This is a genomic window from Burkholderia sp. GW821-FHT14F03 (assembly GCF_058803765.1).
The window spans coordinates 34,285-52,199 of record NZ_JBXAPG010000050.1 but is presented as its reverse complement, the minus strand read 5'-3'; the positions used below and the strand labels follow the sequence as shown (position 1 = coordinate 52,199).

The 17,915-nt window shown below is 66.7% G+C and carries 19 protein-coding genes; 10 read left to right on the top strand and 9 right to left on the bottom strand.

What is annotated here, in order from left to right:
* On the top strand, positions 1-1,476 hold a 1,476-nt coding region (locus AC1RQF_RS27475), incomplete at its 5' end, for a hypothetical protein (protein ID WP_492873386.1).
* A 51-nt stretch (positions 1,477-1,527) separates the two neighbouring features.
* Here AC1RQF_RS27475 and AC1RQF_RS27470 read toward each other — a convergent pair.
* Entirely contained in the window at positions 1,528-2,274 is a 747-nt protein-coding gene (locus AC1RQF_RS27470; protein ID WP_492873385.1) for a hypothetical protein, read from the bottom strand.
* 19 nt (positions 2,275-2,293) lie between these two features.
* Between AC1RQF_RS27470 and AC1RQF_RS27465 the strand changes: the two genes are divergently transcribed.
* The 3 genes from AC1RQF_RS27465 to AC1RQF_RS27455 all read left to right on the top strand — a co-directional run bounded on the left by AC1RQF_RS27465 (position 2,294) and on the right by AC1RQF_RS27455 (position 4,433).
* Positions 2,294-2,485, top strand: a complete 192-nt coding sequence (locus tag AC1RQF_RS27465; RefSeq protein WP_492873384.1) for a hypothetical protein — start codon at positions 2,294-2,296, stop codon at positions 2,483-2,485.
* A gap of 6 nt (positions 2,486-2,491) precedes the next feature.
* Positions 2,492-2,740 (top strand): hypothetical protein, encoded by a 249-nt coding sequence (locus AC1RQF_RS27460; protein WP_492873383.1) that lies wholly within the window; start codon positions 2,492-2,494, stop codon positions 2,738-2,740.
* Between the two features lie 256 nt (positions 2,741-2,996).
* Positions 2,997-4,433, top strand: coding sequence for a hypothetical protein (locus AC1RQF_RS27455; RefSeq protein WP_492873382.1), 1,437 nt, complete (start codon positions 2,997-2,999; stop codon positions 4,431-4,433).
* A 25-nt stretch (positions 4,434-4,458) separates the two neighbouring features.
* Here AC1RQF_RS27455 and AC1RQF_RS27450 read toward each other — a convergent pair whose 3' ends face one another.
* The 4 genes from AC1RQF_RS27450 to AC1RQF_RS27435 form a co-directional block, all read right to left on the bottom strand.
* Complete coding sequence (locus AC1RQF_RS27450) at positions 4,459-4,803, bottom strand: hypothetical protein (protein WP_492873381.1); 345 nt, start codon at positions 4,801-4,803, stop codon at positions 4,459-4,461.
* A gap of 64 nt (positions 4,804-4,867) precedes the next feature.
* Positions 4,868-5,089 (bottom strand): hypothetical protein, encoded by a 222-nt coding sequence (locus tag AC1RQF_RS27445; protein ID WP_273996363.1) that lies wholly within the window; start codon positions 5,087-5,089, stop codon positions 4,868-4,870.
* A 78-nt stretch (positions 5,090-5,167) separates the two neighbouring features.
* Positions 5,168-6,319, bottom strand: coding sequence for a DUF1501 domain-containing protein (locus AC1RQF_RS27440; RefSeq protein WP_273996364.1), 1,152 nt, complete (start codon positions 6,317-6,319; stop codon positions 5,168-5,170).
* 4 nt (positions 6,320-6,323) lie between these two features.
* Complete coding sequence (locus AC1RQF_RS27435) at positions 6,324-7,778, bottom strand: DUF1800 domain-containing protein (RefSeq protein WP_492873380.1); 1,455 nt, start codon at positions 7,776-7,778, stop codon at positions 6,324-6,326.
* 388 nt (positions 7,779-8,166) lie between these two features.
* Between AC1RQF_RS27435 and AC1RQF_RS27430 the strand changes: the two genes are divergently transcribed.
* The 4 genes from AC1RQF_RS27430 (at position 8,167) to AC1RQF_RS27415 (ending at position 13,252) form a co-directional block, all read left to right on the top strand.
* Complete coding sequence (locus AC1RQF_RS27430) at positions 8,167-9,930, top strand: retropepsin-like aspartic protease (RefSeq protein ID WP_492873379.1); 1,764 nt, start codon at positions 8,167-8,169, stop codon at positions 9,928-9,930.
* A 267-nt stretch (positions 9,931-10,197) separates the two neighbouring features.
* A complete protein-coding gene (locus AC1RQF_RS27425; protein WP_492873378.1) occupies positions 10,198-11,442 on the top strand; it encodes an alkaline phosphatase family protein in 1,245 nt (414 codons plus the stop codon).
* Entirely contained in the window at positions 11,439-11,684 is a 246-nt protein-coding gene (locus AC1RQF_RS27420) for a hypothetical protein (protein ID WP_273996367.1), read from the top strand. Before AC1RQF_RS27425 ends, AC1RQF_RS27420 begins: the two co-directional genes overlap by 4 nt.
* 488 nt (positions 11,685-12,172) lie before the next feature.
* Positions 12,173-13,252: a hypothetical protein gene (locus tag AC1RQF_RS27415; protein ID WP_492873377.1), complete on the top strand. Its 1,080-nt coding sequence runs from the start codon at positions 12,173-12,175 to the stop codon at positions 13,250-13,252.
* A 250-nt stretch (positions 13,253-13,502) separates the two neighbouring features.
* Here AC1RQF_RS27415 and AC1RQF_RS27410 read toward each other — a convergent pair whose 3' ends face one another.
* The 4 genes from AC1RQF_RS27410 to AC1RQF_RS27395 all read right to left on the bottom strand — a co-directional run bounded on the left by AC1RQF_RS27410 (position 13,503) and on the right by AC1RQF_RS27395 (position 15,937).
* Positions 13,503-13,991 carry a periplasmic heavy metal sensor gene (locus AC1RQF_RS27410; protein WP_492873376.1) on the bottom strand — a complete coding sequence of 163 codons (489 nt, stop codon included), beginning with the start codon at positions 13,989-13,991 and terminating at the stop codon, positions 13,503-13,505.
* Positions 13,988-14,413 carry a hypothetical protein gene (locus AC1RQF_RS27405; RefSeq protein ID WP_492873375.1) on the bottom strand — a complete coding sequence of 142 codons (426 nt, stop codon included), beginning with the start codon at positions 14,411-14,413 and terminating at the stop codon, positions 13,988-13,990. The genes AC1RQF_RS27410 and AC1RQF_RS27405 overlap by 4 nt, the downstream gene beginning before the upstream one ends.
* A complete protein-coding gene (locus tag AC1RQF_RS27400) occupies positions 14,410-15,069 on the bottom strand; it encodes an RNA polymerase sigma factor (protein ID WP_273996369.1) in 660 nt (219 codons plus the stop codon). The genes AC1RQF_RS27405 and AC1RQF_RS27400 overlap by 4 nt, the downstream gene beginning before the upstream one ends.
* Before the next feature lie 226 nt (positions 15,070-15,295).
* Positions 15,296-15,937 carry a helix-turn-helix domain-containing protein gene (locus tag AC1RQF_RS27395; protein WP_492873374.1) on the bottom strand — a complete coding sequence of 214 codons (642 nt, stop codon included), beginning with the start codon at positions 15,935-15,937 and terminating at the stop codon, positions 15,296-15,298.
* A gap of 269 nt (positions 15,938-16,206) precedes the next feature.
* Between AC1RQF_RS27395 and AC1RQF_RS27390 the strand changes: the two genes are divergently transcribed.
* Positions 16,207-16,560 carry a RidA family protein gene (locus tag AC1RQF_RS27390; protein ID WP_492873373.1) on the top strand — a complete coding sequence of 118 codons (354 nt, stop codon included), beginning with the start codon at positions 16,207-16,209 and terminating at the stop codon, positions 16,558-16,560.
* A gap of 25 nt (positions 16,561-16,585) precedes the next feature.
* On the top strand, positions 16,586-17,830 hold the full coding sequence (locus tag AC1RQF_RS27385; protein ID WP_492873372.1) for an NAD(P)/FAD-dependent oxidoreductase: 1,245 nt from the start codon (positions 16,586-16,588) through the stop codon (positions 17,828-17,830).
* Positions 17,831-17,915: the final 85 nt, after the last annotated feature.

The window sequence follows — 17,915 nt, the reverse complement described above, 5'->3', positions numbered from 1 at the left end:
CCCCTGCGCGACGCGCCGCCCGCGCGCCAGGCAGGCGCGCCGCCGCGCCTGCCGACGCCGCCCGCGCCTGCGCGCGCCGACCGCTGGTTCGAGGGCATTCCGCACGTCGAGGCGAACGCGGTCGCGCCGCCGCCGCCCCCGCAGCCGGTCGCGTTCCAGGTGCCGGCCGCGCCGCGTCAGCCCGGGCAGGCGTTCGAACGCGGCGAACCGGGATTCACGCCGCTGGAACTGAACGGCATCCGTCCCGAGGGCCCGCTGTTGAACGCCGTCGCCACGGCGCAACACGGCGCGATGGCCACCCACCTCGGCATCGGCGCGCTCGCGGCGGGGCTCGCGCACGAAGGCGCGGGCGCGAGCCTGAACAGCCATGCGCTGTTCGCCTCCTGGCGCAAGCACAAGCGCTATGACAAGCAGTTGAACGCGATGCTCGACGCCGACGTCCGCGCCTTCCGGGCGGCCGCGCGAGGCCCTGGGCCCGGGCCGCGCCTCGACACGCTGATCCTGACCCGCGACGGCGACGGCGCGTTCCGCTACGACCCGGACAAGCTCGCGAAACTCGCGGCCGGCGCTGATCCGGAGCGGGCCGCCGAGCGCGCGCATGCGAAAGACGTGCTGCTGACGCTCTACATCCGCGATGAAGTCGCCGGCAAGCGGATGAGCCGCGCCGGCTACGAACTCAGCCGCAACGTGATCGGGATCGCCTCGGGCGCGGCGCTGATCGCCGGCACGCACGGGCTCGCCGCCGCGCCGGCCGGGGCCGCGGCGCTCGGCGCGAAGCAGGCGGGCTTCGCGCTCGGGCTCGTGAACGCGCTCGATGTCGGCAAGGGCATGCGCGGCGTGAAGCAGCAATGGCGCAACGACAAGGCGCGCGAGATCGAGCGCGGCGCGCTGTCGCGACGCCTCGCGCTCGATCCGGCGACGGTGCCCGTCGACACGCCGGCCGCCGCGCGCGACGCGATGCACGCGATGTTCAAGGAGCACAGCCGGCTCGATGCGGATCGCCAGTTGTTCGGACGGATTTTCCCGGGGCGGCTGATCGACGAGCGCAAGGCGACGGCGCGCAAGGAAGAACGCGCGGACCTCGTGGCCGCGCATGCGCTCACGCTGATCGATCGCGACCTCGACCGTTATGCGGGAGACGGCGCGGCGACGCTGCATGCGTTTCATCGCGCGGTGCATGCGCCGGGACAGTCCATCACGCAGCAGCGGCGCGTGCTGTGCGAGCGGATCGAACAGGACCCGCATCTCGGCAATGCGTACCGGCTGATGCGCGATCTCGGCATGCGCGGGCGCGAGGCGCGCTATGCGATCGAAAGCCTGATCGTGCGGCGCATCGAGATCGGGCTTGCGAACGATCCGGCGAGCGCGCACGCGCGCGCGACCGAAGCGGGCCGCGCGCAGGCCGAACGCGCGGCGAACGGCGAACGCACGGAAGGCGAGATCGTGGCGATGCGGGACGTATTGCGGCGACGGTGAATCGTGTCGACCGTGCGGGGCCGGGCGACCCCGCGCCGGCCCCGCCCGGGCTTATCGTGCGAACCGCGTGCCCGGGTCCGCATCCCGTTTCGGCATCGTCGGCGCGACGCAGCCGCCGATCGCCTGCTGCAGCGACACGTGGCCGCGCAGTGCGCCGACCGTCTTCCGGAGCACCCCGGCCATGAGCGCATGCGCGCTCGCGTCGTCCACGCTCTGATTGTGCCCGGCTCGCGCCTCCCGGTGCGCCGCCATCGCATCGACGAGCGTCTTCTCGCCACCGCCCTGCACGTAGGCCTGCAGCATGCCGCGCTTGCCCCCCTCGCTTGCATCGGCCAGGCCCAGCAGCATCCCGGCCGCCGCGCGATACGCGTGGGGGTGGGCGTTCGGGACGTCCACGCCCCGCTCCCGCTCGATCAAACGCGTCACCGCTTCCGCCAGCGCTTCATCGAGGTCCGCGTCGTTGTTTTCCCTCTCGATCTCCGTCCGCCCCTCGTGCGCCGACAGCAGGCGCAGCACCTCGCGACGCGCGAAGTGGCTGCCGTCGGCTCCGGCCAGCACGTGGATCGGCGCGCCGTCCAGATGCCGCGCGGCGAATCCCGACGCGAGGCTCGTGTCGATGTATGCACGCGCAGCGGCCAGACCTTGACCGTGCGCCGCCGCCTGATCGCCTGCCTCCATGTCCCGCGCGACGTGTTCGATCAGTTCGTCACGACCGACGATCCGGAGCGTCCCTTGTTCATGCAGGAACGTCGTGCATGCCTCGACGAGGTTGCCAAGCTCGGCGATCCGCTGCTGCAACGGCGGCATCGAGAACGCGATGCCGCGGACCTGCGCGCGGAAGGCGTCGATAGGCGAAGGCGACGACGTGTGCGTGGTCGCCGCCTCCGGCTCGTTCCGCACCTCGGTTGTCGTGACCACGGCGGCGGCCGTGACGGACGCGGCCGGCGTGGCATGCGCGACCGCGGCCTCGGTCTGGGTGCGCGTGCTCTGGTTCGCGGAAAACGATTGAAACCGGTTGAGCGGCCCGCCCGAACGGCTGCGCGGCGGCGCGGGCGGTCGCGGCGGCGCCGGGCTCGCGGAGACATTGGTCGAGCCTGGCGCGGGCGTGACGTGCGGCTGGAGCGATGCGCGCCCGATGGCCGAAATCGACGAGGAACTCATGACAGTGGTCTTTCCGCTTGGATTCAAGGACGCGCCGTGCGCGCCTGAACGCACGGCGCGCACGACGGGGCATGCGCGTCGCGCACCTGCGGCAGAGATATAGCGCAATCGCGGGCGTCGAGCGGCGCGGCGGACGAAGCGGCGTCGAAGCGGGCGAAGCGGCGAAGCGGCGAAGCCGACGCCGACGCCGATGGATCAACCGGTTTCGAAGGCGCGCCTGCGCGCGGGCAAGCAGGTGCTTCGCCGCGCAGGCTCATCGACCGTCCGCGCCGCGTCGGCCGTCCCGCCGCCCCCGCCGGCCTTCCGCCGTCGCTGCGCCAGGTCTCCCCTTCCACCTCTCAACGATGAAGGCATGCAACATGAATCTCTATCAAGGCGTAGCACAATGGCCGTCGCACCGCGTGGGCGAGAGTCTCGTGATGATGTTTCCGGACGGGATCGAAGTCGGGAAACCTGTGATCACCCAATGGCACGGACACGCAGACAGCACCGAGCCCGCCTCCGCCCGGAAACTGGCCGGCAGGATCATCTCGACGGAAATCGCCGCGGCCGGCCCCTGGTTCCGTATCGAGCACGACGACAATTGCTCGTTCGACGTCGCCATCGGCGAACACGGCGCGCTGCTGAGCGTGGCGGTCAACGACCCTGAGCATCCGGCGACGCCCGCCTTCACGCTTCGCATCCACTATCCCGACCTGCCCGCCGCGAGGGGATTCATCTCGACCACCACCACGGTCTACAACGACGTCACGGGCAACGGCGGCACGGCGGCGGTCTACAACTGCATGCTGTCCGATTCGAGCGACAACGTCGAACTCCGGGATACGTTTCTTTCCGCCCTCGGGGAAATCTACGGCGTGGTGGGCCTCATCGTCTCCAAGACCGGCATCGTCCAGGAAGCGGGGATCGCGCTGGCCGCGGCCTCGATCGTGCAATCGAAGGTGCTCTCCTGGATCTACGGCGACACGACCCAGGGACGGGTGCAGGACATACTCGGCTATGGCGGCAGCATCACGCGCACGTCGAGAACGGGCTTCTTCCCCACCAACACGCTGACCATCACGGCCGTGACGATCGTGCGGAACGGGCGCGGAGAGCCTGAGCAACTGGTGATTCGGCAGGCCGTGAAGGACAAGCTCGGCGACGGCATCACCAGGCTGAGCACCCTCAAAGACCTCGTCGACAACGGCGAGCCGATCCTGCAGCTCACGCTCGACGACGGAAGCTGGGCCTTCGAGAGCAAGGCGCTGCTCTACTTCAAGGGCTGGAGGATCCGCGAGCCGGGGCGGCTCACGGCATTCGAATCCGGCGTGAACATGGTGCGCTGGCCGACCGGCCGATTGATCAACATCGTCCCCGGCGCGACCCCGCCCAATGGGCATTGGGATCACGCGCTGTCCTCGATCAAGGGCCTGGATCGCGATGAAGCGGCCACTTTCGGCTACATCTACTCACTGGACGCCGGCCGCGACGCGCGCTTCGGCATACTCGACGTGTTTACCGAGCCCACCCGGCATTTCGGGAAATTCGGGGGATTCGGCGCGACGGGCAAGATCGACGACACGGTCATCCTCGGCACCGCCGGCAACGAGGACGATGTCCGGGCCCAGATCAAGCGCTACCTCGAATCCTATCCGGACAAGACGTTTCCAGGCTTTACGTGGCGTCAGGCCAGCGGCGGGCCCGTCCATCCGTATCAATCGATCAGCAGCGTGACACCCGTGCGCGATCCGCAGCAGTTTGTCTTCCTGCCGGCCGGTTCGCTGTTTCCTTATCAACGGCTGGTGCGGAAATAATGCTCGCGGGCGGTGGGACGCGGCGTCACGGCTTCGCCTCCGGTGTATCGTCGTCGCGCCCGTTCGGCGGCGGCGTCGAACCGGCCGCGCGGCCCGATTCGGCGACGCGCTGCGCAACGGCGGCACAACGCGGCTGCGCCTCCATGCGCGACGCGCCGTCCCGCACGGATGCGCCGGCCGCGCCCGCGCCCGGCCGGGTCTCCTCATCCGTCCGGCCTGCCTCGGGCTCCCGCGCGCCGCGTGTCGACGGCGGGCGCGTCGCGCGTTCGCCGTCTTCCTCCTCGTCGTCGCGCAGCCAGCGCGCCACCAGCCAGTCGCCCACGACGATCACCACGACCCAAGCAAGCCCGACCAGCGTATACGCGTCCATCAAGCGCACTCGCTCACCCGCCGCCGCCCTTCGCGACACGCCGCTCCACGACGCCGTTCACACATCAATACCCCTGGGCCCAGCGGCCATGCACCCAGCCCCAATGGTTGCCTTCCCAACGGTAGTGACCCTTGACCCAGTGATAGGCCGGCCCCGGCGCGACAGGCATCACCTCCACGATCGGCTCGGGCTGCGGCGGCCGCGCCGGCTCCACCACGCACGCCGACAACACGACAGCCACCCCCGCCGCCCACACCAGACTCCGCACCGGCACATTCCTCTTCATCGACACACCTGTTCGCCTTGTTTTAAAACACACGTTGACTGCAAAAAACCCTTCCCCGCTCGTCCGACCGCATCGCGTTCAGGTTCGCACCAGGCCGCTCATCGGACGCGGCGACGCACCCGCCTGCGAGAACAGCGTCGCGGCCGTGCGCTGCGGATCGAGCCCGAGGCTCTCGGCCGCCGCGCCCGCGATCAGCGCATCGAGCGCCGCCGTGGGGCGAAGGTCGCGGGCCTCGTACAGATCGCCCGGGCGCAATCCCGGCCAGTCCGCGATCACGCGGCCGCCCGTCACCGCGCCGCCGACCAGCAGCGCCGCCGACGCGGTGCCGTGATCGGTGCCGCCCGTGCCGTTCACGGCCGCCGTGCGGCCGAACTCGGTCGCCACCAGCACCGTGGTGCGGTCCCACACCGGCCCGAGCCCGTCGCGCAACGCCGCGAGCAGCGTGTCGAGCCCCTTCAGCTGCGTGGCGAGGCGCGGGTTCTGCGCGCTGTGCGTATCCCAGCCGCCCGTCTCGATCATCGCGAGCCGCGGCCCGTCGTCGCGCGCGAGGAACGTCGCCGCGAACTTGCCGAGCCCCGCCGGGTCCTGCCGCGCCTTGGCATCGCCCGCGAGCCCGCGCGCGGCCATCGCTTCGTCCCACAACGGGCGCAGCTGCGCGTCGCGGCCATACAGGTCGGTCACGCGCGCGAGCAGATCGTCCGGCGCGGGCGGCAGGCCCGACGGCGCGTACGACGCCACCTCGACGCGCCCGCGCAGCGCGGCCGGCACGGTCGGCGCGAACGCGATCGCCGGCGTGCGCGCGGGCGGCAAGAGGCCCGCGAGCCGGTTGAGCCAGCCGTCCTTCACCTGGTACGGCGCGCGGCCGCCCGTTTCCAGCACGTTCTGGCCGTCGAAATGGGAACGGTCGCGGTACGGAGAGGCGATCGCATGCACGAACAACGCCTGCCGCGCCGCGTACAGCTTCGCGGTCTCGACCAGCGACGGATGCAGGGCGAAAGTGCCGTCGAGCTTGGTCGCGGCGGCCGGGTCCACGGCGAGCGGACCGCGCAAGGTCGCATAGGCGGGCTCGGCGTACGGCACGACGATGTTGAGCCCGTCGGCGGCGCCGCGCTGGATCACGAACACGAAACGCTGCTCGGTGCCGGCGCGCGCGAACGCGATGCGCGGCGCGACGAGCAGCGCGCCCGCGCCGGCGGCGGCGACGCGGATGAAATGGCGGCGGGACATCATCGTGCTATCTCCTCAGGAAATCCGGCGACACCATCAACAGCGCGAGCGCGGTCGAGGTGCTTTCGGCGCGCGCGATCGCCTGCGCGGTCGGCGCGCCCAGCGTGCCCGGCAACAGCTGCGCGCCGAGCGCGCGCGGATCGAACGCATCGCCCGCGCGCGCCGCGAAGCGCTGCGCGACCTCGACGCGCCGCACCAGCGCGTCGGGCGCGGCCCAACTCGCGGCCAGATCGTCATAGCCCGCCGGCGAGCCGGGCCGCCAGACGGGCTGGCCGAGCTGGGTCAGCAGCGGCGCGGCGCGCAGGTTGCCCACCTCGCGCCAGCCGAGGCCGCGCATCGCGGACAGGGTCCAGTCCCACGGCGTCTTGAACTTCGCGGGCGCGGGCGACCAGGCCTCCGGGGCGTCGATCAGCGTGCGGTATAGCGTCGGGAGATCGCCGCCGCTTTCGGTGAAGCGCGCGGCGAGGCGTTCGACCAGCGCGGGCGGCGGCTGGTCGCCGACGACATGCCGGGCCAGTTGGGTGGCGACGTGCTTCGCGGTGGCGGGTGCGACGGCGAGGTCGTGCAGCACCGCGCGGGCCTGGCCTTCGCCGTTGTCGTCATAGCGCCGGCCGAGCACCGTGCGCGAGCCCGGCTCGTGCAGCGCCGGCCGGAACACGAAGGTGCCCGGGGTCGCGCCCAGGCGCGTCGCGTCCTGGAGATTCGCGACGCTCCAGCCGGTCAAGGCGCGCGCGAATTCCGTCACGTCCTGCTGGGTGTAGCCGCTGCGCACGCCGAGCGTGTGCAGTTCCATGATTTCGCGCGCGAGGTTCTCGTTGAGGCCGCGGGGGCGAGCCGGATTGCGCTGCGCGGCGCGCATCGCGGCCGGGCTGTCGGGGCCGACCGAGACACTCTGGTCGAGGAAAAACTGCATTGCCGGATGTTGCTCGACGGCGACCAGCATGTCCTCGAAGCGGCCGAGCACGTGCGGACGGATCGCTTCGCGTTCGAATGCGCCCGCGAGCATCGCGACCTGGGGTTTCTCGGTGGAGACCGCGAAGTGGTTCGCCCAGAAATGCACGAGACGTTCGACGAAGGGCGTCGGCGTGACGAGCGCGCTGTTGACGCGAGCGTCGACCGCCGAGCGGTAACGGTCGCCGACCTCGGCGCGCAGCATCTTGCGCGTGGCTTGCTGGGCGGGGTCCGTGCCGGAGGCCGCGCCGGATGTCGATGCCGTAGGGGTGTCCGAGGGGGCTTTGGCGGCGCGGGCGCGGTTTTCCTGCTGGCGGGTTTGCGCGTATGCGCCGAACAGGGTCGCGGAATCGGGTTCCGACGCCCACGCGGCGGATGCCGGGTCGTAATGGTCGAGCTGCGCGCGCAGCCACGCAGCGGGATCGGCGGGCGGCGCTTCGTCCGGACGCGCGCCGAGCCCGAAGCGGTTCATCGCGATCGCCGCTGAGGCCGGATCGGGAGAGGGGGACATGCTCGTTCCTTCGCGCGGGAGAGATGAACGTTAAACGGAGGGGGCGTGGGAATCCGTCGCGGTTGCGGCGAATTTTTTTGCTTTCCGGGCGTTCCGGTCGAATGCGGGGTGGCGAGTCGGCGTTCGGTCAATGATATGCGCCGGGATTTCGTGTTGGATGGCGATGGGTTGGAGGCTTGCGTATTCCCGGCGGCCCGGTTGATGTCGGCAATTTTTGCGCATCGTAGAATCGATTTCCCTCGCATTCGGTTCGTACAGCCTGCCTATGCCTGCTCCGCGATTCATCCCTGTCCAAATTTCTTGCTCGATCGTGTTGGGCGTCGCTGCCTTGACGGCCGGTGCGGTACGGGCGGATAGCGGAGCGGCGCGCCCGGTTACGGGACAAAGCATGAGCAGCCCCGGTGATATTCCCTCCTCTTCCAATGGGCTGACGGACTGTCGTCCGTTCCTGATCGAAGGGACCGCCCGTTCCAAGGGGCTCGTCGGGAAGTTCTTCGCGGCGGTCGATCCGCGCAGACACATAGCGACGCTCCAGGTTACCGATACGGGCCCCGCGGATTTCTCTTTCGGCGTATCGGGTGCTCGGGCATGGGTCAAGGATGCCGGCGGCATCGTCAGCGACGCGGATTTCGCCGGCTATCGGGAAGGCATCGTGAGCGATGCCTATTGGCTGAGCGGCGGAATAGCGAATAAGTGCTGGCCGGCAAGCATCCGGTCGTCGGGCACCGAGCCGCTCAACGGAACGCCCGCCGACACGCTGCGCGTATCGCCGCAAGGCGGCAAGGCGACAACCGCCTGGATTTCCCGCGTGACGCATCTGCCGCTGCGCTGGTCCCGGAGAGACGAACCGGATGTCGCCTCGACGACCTACTCGGACTATCGTCGCGTTGGCAATCGCGTCATTCCTTTCAGGCAACGCATCGTGGATCGCGACGGGAATCAGTGGGATCTGCGCGCCGTTCGGGTGCGGACGGGCGCTGCCTCGGATCAGGTCGATGAACGCGCCCAAAAACCGGCATCCACGTCGAGCGATCATTGGATCGACGGCGGCGACACCACGACGATTCCGATGGATGGAAGCGGGAAACCACGCGTCAACGTCTTCATCAACGGGAAAGGACCGTTCAGCTTCCTGTTCGACAGCGGCGGCGCGCTGATGATGTCGCGGGCCGCCGCCGATGCCGCGGGACTCAAGCTGTTCGGGAAAGGACAGGAGACGGGGATAACCGGTGCGGCGACCACGATCCGCTTCGCGAAGATCGGGGATCTGCGCATCGGGTCGGCCCATCTGCGAGATCAGTTTGTTTCCATCAGGGACGGCGCTTCGAATGGCGTCGCCCCGCAGGATGCCGGGTTGATCGGCTATGAAGTGCTTGCGCGGTTTACAACCACTTTCGATTTTCCCAACCGGACGATCAGCCTCTCGCTTCAACCTGGAGAGGCGACGGCCGGCGGTTCGGCGGCTTCTGTCATCGCGCTCGATCACACCGTGCCCGTGGTGGAAGGCGCGATGAATGGCGTGGCCGACTATTTCTGGCTCGATACCGGATTCAATGGAGCGCTTCTCGTCAATCGGACGTTCGGTATCGCGCATCCCACGGCAATGCCCGAGCGGCTGTATGACATCGGGGGATCGCTGTCCGCCGTGGGCGGAGGCAGCACGATCCAGGCCGGGCGAATCTCGTCGGTCACGATCGGAACCGTGACCTTTGCCGATGTCATCGGCATGTTTTCCAGCGTCGACAGCGGGCTGAACACCGATTCGGAATTCGCCGCCGATGTGGGCGACGCATTGCTGGGGTCGTGCGCCGTGACGTTCGATTACAAGGCGCGGCGGCTGTGGATCGCGCAATCCGATGTGTCTCGCCGCCCTCTTCCCTCGGCTTATAACAGAGCGGGTTTCGGGATCGAGTATGCGAACAGCGGTGTGGCAAACGTCAGCTATGTCAGGGAAAGTTCGCCGGCGGCCGAGGTCGGGCTGCGGGAAGGCGATCGCGTTATCGGGATCAATGGGCGGGAGGTATCGGGGGCCGTGGTGTTGGCGATCAAGTCCAGGCTTAGGACGCGCGATGACGCGCCTATCAGGCTCACGGTTTTACGGGCGGGTTCGGTTCTCGAGTTGGCGGTGCAGCCAAGGGATTATGTGCAGTAAGGAAACCGTCAGTGCTGCATCGCCGAATGGTTGCTTGGCGGCGGATGTCGGGCATGTTCCTCGGAACATGGATGCCTTGAAATTTCGCTTACCCCTTCATAGGATTATGGTCAATCGACCGCATCAATCGATGAGAGTATTTCGAGGGGCGAACATGGCAACGGGGCAAAAAGCTGCGTCTGATGCAGCGAAGATTCTGCGTGATCCGACGTCCACGAAATCAGAAAAATAGACCGGCCGTCGTGTGACCTACGGGAGTACGCATTCATGAATGCAAACGCTGCGGCCGGTAACGGTTTGGACCAGATCATCCAGCACGTATTCGTGCTGATGCTGGAAAACCGGTCCTTCGACCATCTGTTCGCGCTGTCCGGTATTCCTGGAATCGTCGCTGCTACCAATGGAAACGCCAATACCTACAACGGTGCTACCTATGCGTTCGGCGACGGCGCGCCCGACCCGATGCCCACTGATCCCGGGCATGAATTCACGGATGTGCTTGAGCAGCTGTGCGGCGCGAATGCGAAGTTTCAACAAGGGCAGCCCTATCCCTCCGTCGACAACTCCGGTTTCGTCTCGAACTATGCGACCACCCGGACTCAAGGCACGCCGCCGCAAAGCGGCGACGTGGGGGACGTCATGAAAGGCGTCGACGCCCGTACGCAGTGTCCCGCGCTGTTCCAGCTTGCGACGGAGTTCGTTCTTTGTGACGGGTGGCATTCGTCGTTGCCCGGTCCGACCTGGCCGAATCGTTATTTCCTGCATGGCGCGTCGTCGGCCGGGCTCGATCATTCGCCGACCTCGGCGGAAATGGCCATATGGGAGAACCTGGATGGCTTCGGCTATCCGAAAGGATCGATTTTCGATGCGCTCGGTAAAGGCTACTACCGTCTTTATCAGGATCATCTAGGGGACCTACTCGGCCGCATACCGCAGGTCGCGTCGATCAAGGGCATCAGTTTTACGGATGTCGACGATCTGTCGCACTTCGAAGCGGATCTCGCCTCGGGGTATACGGCTCGCTATACGTTCATCGAACCGGGTTACGGCGATGTTGTGAGCGATACGTATGAGAACGGGAGTTCGCAGCATCCGATGGACACTCTTGCCGCGGGTGACCAACTCGTTGCCCGTGTGTATGGCGCGATCCGTAACTCGCCGTTGTGGGATCGGAGCCTTTTGCTGATTCTTTATGACGAGCATGGTGGCTTCTACGATTCAGTTAAGCCCGGTCACGCTGTTCCTCCGAACGACGGCGCGGCCGCGACGCTGAACGCCAGTGGATTCGGATTCGATGTCTATGGCGTGCGCGTTCCCGCGATCGTTGTGTCGCCTTGGGTTGCTCAAGGGCAGGTCGATAACACACCGTACGATCACAGCTCGGTGCTCGCGACTGTTGAACGCCTGTTTGGCCTGCAACCGCTGACGGATCGTGACGAGAATGCTAGGGACGTGCTGTCGCTGATCACTCAAACGTGTCGCCAGGACTGCCCGACGAGTATAGGAACATGAACAAGACGACATCCGCGCATAAGCGCGACCATGAACGCGTGCCCGAGTCCAGCACGTTGATGGGGCTGCTGTACGTGCTGCGCAAGGCCCACGTGGATCTGGTCGGCAAGGACGCCGCGCACCAGCGCTTCGCGCGAGTGTCAACGCGGGGCGATGCGAGAGAGTACATCAAGGAACTGATGCCGCGGCTCTTGAAGGAGCGTGAGATACGGCGGCAGAGGGAGCACGGCCCTAACAAGTAAAAGAGACATCGTGGAACACCGGGGGAACGCAAGACTGACTGTCGGTATTCGGGCAACCTCTCTCGCTTATCAAATCCATGGAATCCGCCATTCATGCGACTGCTTCACTTCAATCACTGCCTCAGGAGGAACATCAAATATATAACGAAACACGCCGACTTTTCGACCCAACAGGTTGGTACACGAATGTACCAACCACTGTTCGGAGTTGCGCATATAGAGGACTGGCAGAACGCACAGCATCTTAATTTTTAATTAAAATCAGTAACTACTCCAGAGACACGCCAATCATACCGAACGTTCAAACATGAAAAATAAATATCAAATATAAAATAATAATATCTCCGAAATAGAAACTGGGATTTAATTAAATCAATAACGAATTATCTACCCAAGCATATTTCCGTCCGATCTTTACGTCGCAAATTTCATTCGCTTAGCAAAAATTCGCCAACACCTTGTCTCTTTCGACTCCGCGGAGGGGAACCATGAAGATTCTTGCGCGATTATTCAATATCTTGAATTTTTCCTCTACAATTTGGGCTACACTACTTACAGGCTGTGGCAGTGCCGTAACGGCAATTGATCTCAGTCGTGTGCAAGACGTGCAAACCGACATTAAACGACAAGTGGGTGTCTATCTAGTCCAGAAAACCCGACAACCCTCACAGAAATTCGCAAGCCCCAAGGGTGGTGGATTCTGGTGCGGTGACGGTTCGATCGACTTCAATATCACAAGCATCAAGGTGACTTTGTTGACAAAACTCGATACGACTATTTCCGGAAATGCCAGCGGCAAGATCACCCCGGTGCTGACTATCAAACCATCCCTCTCAACCGAGAACGTAGCTACCAGCACGTTGGTGTTTAACGAGTGGCTCGAGCCGTCTGGTTACTATGCCGATATCTATAAGGATACAAAGCTTCAGAATACAAGTCTCGACGACGCCCCCATTGCTAAAGCGCTCCTGCTTCTACGGGCTGGTCTGATAGAAGCGGCACAGAAAAATAGTGCGAACGGTGACCCGCTACCTTGCTTCTCTGCTTTGAACCCGCTGGCGCCTCAAGCAGATCTAGGAAATACATTTCAACTCGATATCACTTACCTAACCGACGCGAATGGTCAAGTACAGGTAGGTGTTGGTCCGTTTACGGTCGGAGGTGGAGTAGAGTCAAAGTTGACAGACGAGAACACCATTACTGTCAGCTTTGTGCCGAGCGCCGATGTCATTCTTCCGGTTGGTAAACACGTAGTCGCAGCAAGCGAGAAAGCGGCAATTCACATATCGGTCGGCCCGAATCCATTCTTGCGAAGCACGGCCTGGGCTGTCGACGACGATGGCACCGCGGCACTCATTAAAGTCTCTGACACGGCGGCAGTCGCACCGGTTTTGGCACCTGCTGCAGCGCCAGCGGCACCAGGCATGGCAACCTCAAACGGACCTTACACGCTATGCGGTGATCCTGATCATCCGGGCCTCGTGGTGTACTGCGACATCCATGGCAATGTAGTCCCACCCAAGATAATCAGGCACCGTACAATGGACATTCCCCTTCAACTTCAGTGACGGTGGCCACGACGCAAGAAATGCCGAACGGAGCACGGCGATTCGCCGACGGTATCGGGCACCAGCGTGGCGTCACCGATAAATCGGGCAATTTCCCGCGGTGGATTGAATGACATGAATGCGAGACGTGAAATCCATAGAACGGAACCCGATGCGCCCGCAACGAAGCTGCACACCTGACCGTCGGCATCCTCTCACGAAGAAAAGAAGCGTCCATTAAGACTTCACAAATACAACCAAACCTCCCCCCTCACTGCCCAGCCGCCCCCGGCTTCCTCGGCGCCGGCAACCGCCACTGCCCATTCTCGCGCAGCCCTTCCGCGAACTTCGCCCGTTCCTGCTGCGTCAGCGTCCCCGCAAAATCCGCCACCCCTTGCTCGACCCGCGCACGCAACGCACTATCCGCTTCCCTGGTCCGAGCAAGCGCCGCATCGAGCGCGGCACGATCCAACTGCGGCGCGGCCAACAACCCCAACACATCCTGCCGCCCGTCATGCCCGGCGCGCGCAAACGCCTTCCCGTCATGCCGCGCATCCTTCAACGCATCGGCGAACGCCTCCTGGCGCGCATCAGACAACCCATTCGCAGCAAACCTCAACGGATGCGCCTGCGCCGGCGCCCCCACCTTCCCATGCCCCCCCGCATACCACGCATAAGCCGCCCCCGCGATCCCGCCCAGCAGGAACGCATTGACGATCACCGACCCGAGCAGGGTGAATTTCAACGAGCGGTCGTTCATTCGCCGCTCCATTCCGAGGCATGTCCGAACCCGGTCGCCAGATACGACGATTCCGGCGCGTCATACCCGCCACGCGTTGCCCCGGTCACGAGCATGAACGACACCATGAACGCGCAAGCCACCCCGCCCACAATCCCGATCCCCGCCAGCGCGACGCCAGGCCACCCAAACCCAACCCACCTCACCCGCCCGGCCCGCACCGGCGCCCCCGCCACGATCCGACGATAGAGCGCCTCATCCGGCCGCACCGCCACATCACACGCGAGCCAATCATCGAGCGACGCAGCGGCCTCAAGCATCCCCTCCGCCTCGCGACGATGCGCACTGGCCCACGCCTGCGCATCATCGCGCTCGGAAAGCGGCCAGCGGGCCGCGTCAGCGCCGTAGGCGTCGACGATTGCACGGAATCTCTCGGGTGTCATCGCAAGTCCTCTTCGGGGCCGCTGCCGGCCAGTTGTGCGCGCAAGCCGCGCCGCGCGCGGGCGAGCAGGCTTTCCAACGCGTCGACGCTGATCCCCATCAGCGCCGCGGCCTCCAGGTTCGACAGCTCCTGGTAGTAATTCAGCACCAGCGCCTCCCGTTGCCGCGCCGGCAGCGCCGCCAGCGCGGCGCGCACCCGCGCATCGCGCGCGCGGGATTCGAGCCGCGCATCGGGCGTCGGGCCGGGGTCGGGCGTCTCGGGCATGACCTCGACCGGCTCCTCGCGGTGCCCGCGCAGCCGGTCATAACACAGGTTCAGCGCGACGCGATGCAGCCACGTATCGAACTTCGCTTCGCCGGTGCGCCAGCCCGGCGCCTGCTTCCAGACGCGCACGAAGGCCTCCTGCGCGACGTCCTCGGCCTCCATCCGGTCGCCGAGCAGGCGCGTCGCGAGCGCGAGCAGGCGCGGCAGCTTGCGCGCGACGAGCGTGCGCACGGCGGCCGGATCGCGCTCGCCGACCCGCGCCACCAGTTCCGCGTCGGGATCGTGCTCGTTCAACGGCGCACGCTCCGCGCACGGCCGCCGCGCATCCGAACCACGGCGATGCGGTGATTGCTCACCTGGAAACTCCCGGAACGAAAGGACAAGGGCCGGCATAGGGTTGGGCGCGACGCGACCGCGCGCGCCTCGTCAATATACGACGGCCGCGCGGCAACAAGCCGGCGCGGCAAAGGGCGCAACACGGGTGACAAGGCGCGACATGCGGGTTTCTCCACGCGGGGGCCGACGCGGCCCCGTTGCGGATTAAACGCCGCAGGCGGCAAAATCCGTCGCGGTCCGCCAAGATTTTTTTCGACGCCCAGCCCGCCCCGCCCCCACGCGCTCAAATCGCGTTGCGCGGCCGCTCGCCGACGTCCCCGAGGCAGCACGCAACCACCTCCGCATCCTCGTCCCCGAGATTCAGGTACACATGCCCGACGCCGCTGTCGAAATACAAGCTATCGCCGGCCACAAGCCGGAACGCGGCGCCCGTCTCGAAGCGCAATTCCAGTTCGCCGCTCAACACGAACACGAACTCCTCCCCCGCATGCCGGATGTACTCGGGGAAATCGCTCAGCGCGCGCGCGTGGATCCGCGCGCGCACCGGCACCATGCGCTTGCCGATCAGGTCGTTCGCGAGCATCCCGTAGGCATAGTTCGGCGTGTCGTAAACCATCTGCCGCCCCGCCGCCGTGAACGACGGCGCGAGCGCGCCGCCCGGCGGCGTCTCCGCGCGGCGGAACACCGCGTCGAAGTCGAGCCCGAGCGCCTGGGTCAGCGCCGCGAACTTGTCGTAGGTCAGCGCGATATCGCCCCGCTCGGCCTTCGAGATCGTCGAGACCGCAATGCCCGAGCGCTCGGACAGCGCCGCGAGCGTCAGGCCGCGCGCCTTGCGCGCGTCGCGCAGGCGCGCGCCGACGGTCTGGTGGTCGAGCTGCGTCGGCTCGGCGGGCGAAGGCGGAAAGACATCGGTCGATCGGGGCATGCGGATACTCGGCGGACTGCGCGTGAATACAGATTTTGTCATATACGAGAATTACTTTTCTCGTATATGATAATTTTCATCGAAATCGCCACGGAAGGGACGGGATGATCACTCTAGCATCGGGCGGCCCGCCGCCAGCGCCCGCTTCCTCCGAACGCCCGGCTGCCCGCGCCTCGCGGCGAGCCGGCCGCCCCGCGCCGTCCGGCGCGGTCGCCCGCTTTTTTCCACCCCCGCCCGCCGCCGCGGCCGGCGTCTCGAAGGTCGCCATCATGTCCCGTGAAATCCAGCGTCTCCAGACCGGCGCCCGCATGAGCCAGGTCGTCATCGCGAACGGCATCGTGCCTCTCGCGGGCCAGGTGCCCGACAGCGCGGGCGCGCCGCTCGCGGTGCAAGCCGCCGAGGTGCTCGCGCGCATTGACGCGCTGCTCGCGGCGGCGGGCGTCGACAAGCCCCGCCTCGTCACCGCCAACGTGTGGCTCAGCGACGCCGCGCACTTCGACGCGTTCAACGCGGTCCGGGACGCCTGGGTGCCCGCCGGCCACGCGCCGACCCGCGCCTGCGTTCAGTCGCGGCCGATGAAGCCCGGTCTCGACGTGGAGATCGCCGTCACCGCGCTCGCCTGAGCCGCGCGCCCACCAGGAACCTCCAATGAAATTCGATACGCTCGTCCTCGGCGGCGGCATGATCGGCGTGTCCGTCGCCGTGCATCTGCAACAGCGCGGGCTGTCCGTCGCGCTCGTCGAGCGCGGCGCGCCCGGCGGCGAGACGTCGTTCGGCAACGCCGGGCTGATCCAGCGCGAAGGGGTCTATCCGTATGCGTTCCCGCGCGGCCTCGGCGCGCTGCTGCGATACGCGCTGAACGGTTCGCCCGACGTGCGCTACCACGCCGCCGCGCTGCCGGCGCTCGCGCCGTTCCTGTATCGCTACTGGCGTCATTCACGGCCGGACCGGCACGCGGCGATCGCGCGCGCCTATGCCCCGCTGATCGCGCATTGCGTGAGCGAGCACCGCGCGCTGATCGGCGCGGCGAACGCCGGCGAACTGCTGCGCGACGGCGGCTGGCTCAAGGTATTCCGCAGCGCCCGCGCGCGCGATGCCGAGACCCGCGACGCCGAACGCTGGCGCACCGAATACGGCGTGCGCTTCGACACGCTCGACGCGGCCGCGCTGCGCGCCGCCGAACCCTCGCTCAATCCCGCGCTGATCGGCGCGCTGCGCTACGCCGATTCGTGCTCGATCAGCGATCCGCAGGCGCTCGTCGCCGCCTACGCCCGTTATTTCGAGCGACTCGGCGGGCGCGTCGTGCGCGGCGACGCGCTGACGCTCGAAGCCGGCTGGCGCGTGCACACCGACGCGGGGCCGCTCGACGCGCACAGCGCCGTGATCGCGCTCGGGCCCTGGTCCGACCTGCTGTGCGCGCGGCTCGGCTACGCACTGCCGCTCGCGGTCAAGCGCGGCTATCACATGCACTACGCGCCGCAACCGGGCGCGCGCCTGAACCGCCCGGTCCTCGATGTCGAGCACGGCTATCTGATCACGCCCATGACGCGCGGCATCCGCCTGACCACCGCCATCGAGCTGGCAAGCCGCGACGCACCGCCCACGCCCGTCCAGCTGAACGCCGTCGAGCCGGTCGCGCGCGACCTGTTCCCGCTCGGCGCGCGCGTCGACGACACGCCCTGGCTCGGCTGTCGTCCCTGCACGCCGGACATGCTGCCGGTGATCGGCGCGGCCCCGCGCCACCGCGATCTCTGGTTCGCGTTCGGCCACGCCCACCATGGTTTCACGCTCGGCCCGGCCACGGGCCGGCTGCTCGCGGACCTGATGACGGGCGCGCCGCCCTTCGTCGATCCGCGTCCGTTCGCCGTCGAACGGTTCCTGCGCGGCCGCTGATCCGGCGCCGCGCCCCCAACGGGACGCCGCCGCCATCGCGACCGGCGTCCCGTGCAACGGACCGCCCGGTCGCCGGCCGTGAAGT

Excerpts from the sequence above, each read along its gene's own strand:
- AC1RQF_RS27465 (WP_492873384.1), top strand. The coding sequence starts at position 2,294 with ATGCCGCGGACCTGCGCGCGGAAGGCGTCGATAGGCGAAGGCGACGAC.
- AC1RQF_RS27455 (WP_492873382.1), top strand. The coding sequence starts at position 2,997 with ATGAATCTCTATCAAGGCGTAGCACAATGGCCGTCGCACCGCGTGGGC.
- AC1RQF_RS27450 (WP_492873381.1), bottom strand. The coding sequence starts at position 4,803 with ATGGACGCGTATACGCTGGTCGGGCTTGCTTGGGTCGTGGTGATCGTC.
- AC1RQF_RS27445 (WP_273996363.1), bottom strand. The coding sequence starts at position 5,089 with ATGAAGAGGAATGTGCCGGTGCGGAGTCTGGTGTGGGCGGCGGGGGTG.
- AC1RQF_RS27440 (WP_273996364.1), bottom strand. The coding sequence starts at position 6,319 with ATGATGTCCCGCCGCCATTTCATCCGCGTCGCCGCCGCCGGCGCGGGC.
- AC1RQF_RS27435 (WP_492873380.1), bottom strand. The coding sequence starts at position 7,778 with ATGTCCCCCTCTCCCGATCCGGCCTCAGCGGCGATCGCGATGAACCGC.
- AC1RQF_RS27430 (WP_492873379.1), top strand. The coding sequence starts at position 8,167 with ATGAGCAGCCCCGGTGATATTCCCTCCTCTTCCAATGGGCTGACGGAC.
- AC1RQF_RS27425 (WP_492873378.1), top strand. The coding sequence starts at position 10,198 with ATGAATGCAAACGCTGCGGCCGGTAACGGTTTGGACCAGATCATCCAG.
- AC1RQF_RS27420 (WP_273996367.1), top strand. The coding sequence starts at position 11,439 with ATGAACAAGACGACATCCGCGCATAAGCGCGACCATGAACGCGTGCCC.
- AC1RQF_RS27415 (WP_492873377.1), top strand. The coding sequence starts at position 12,173 with ATGAAGATTCTTGCGCGATTATTCAATATCTTGAATTTTTCCTCTACA.
- AC1RQF_RS27410 (WP_492873376.1), bottom strand. The coding sequence starts at position 13,991 with ATGAACGACCGCTCGTTGAAATTCACCCTGCTCGGGTCGGTGATCGTC.
- AC1RQF_RS27405 (WP_492873375.1), bottom strand. The coding sequence starts at position 14,413 with ATGACACCCGAGAGATTCCGTGCAATCGTCGACGCCTACGGCGCTGAC.
- AC1RQF_RS27400 (WP_273996369.1), bottom strand. The coding sequence starts at position 15,069 with ATGCCGGCCCTTGTCCTTTCGTTCCGGGAGTTTCCAGGTGAGCAATCA.
- AC1RQF_RS27395 (WP_492873374.1), bottom strand. The coding sequence starts at position 15,937 with ATGCCCCGATCGACCGATGTCTTTCCGCCTTCGCCCGCCGAGCCGACG.
- AC1RQF_RS27390 (WP_492873373.1), top strand. The coding sequence starts at position 16,207 with ATGTCCCGTGAAATCCAGCGTCTCCAGACCGGCGCCCGCATGAGCCAG.
- AC1RQF_RS27385 (WP_492873372.1), top strand. The coding sequence starts at position 16,586 with ATGAAATTCGATACGCTCGTCCTCGGCGGCGGCATGATCGGCGTGTCC.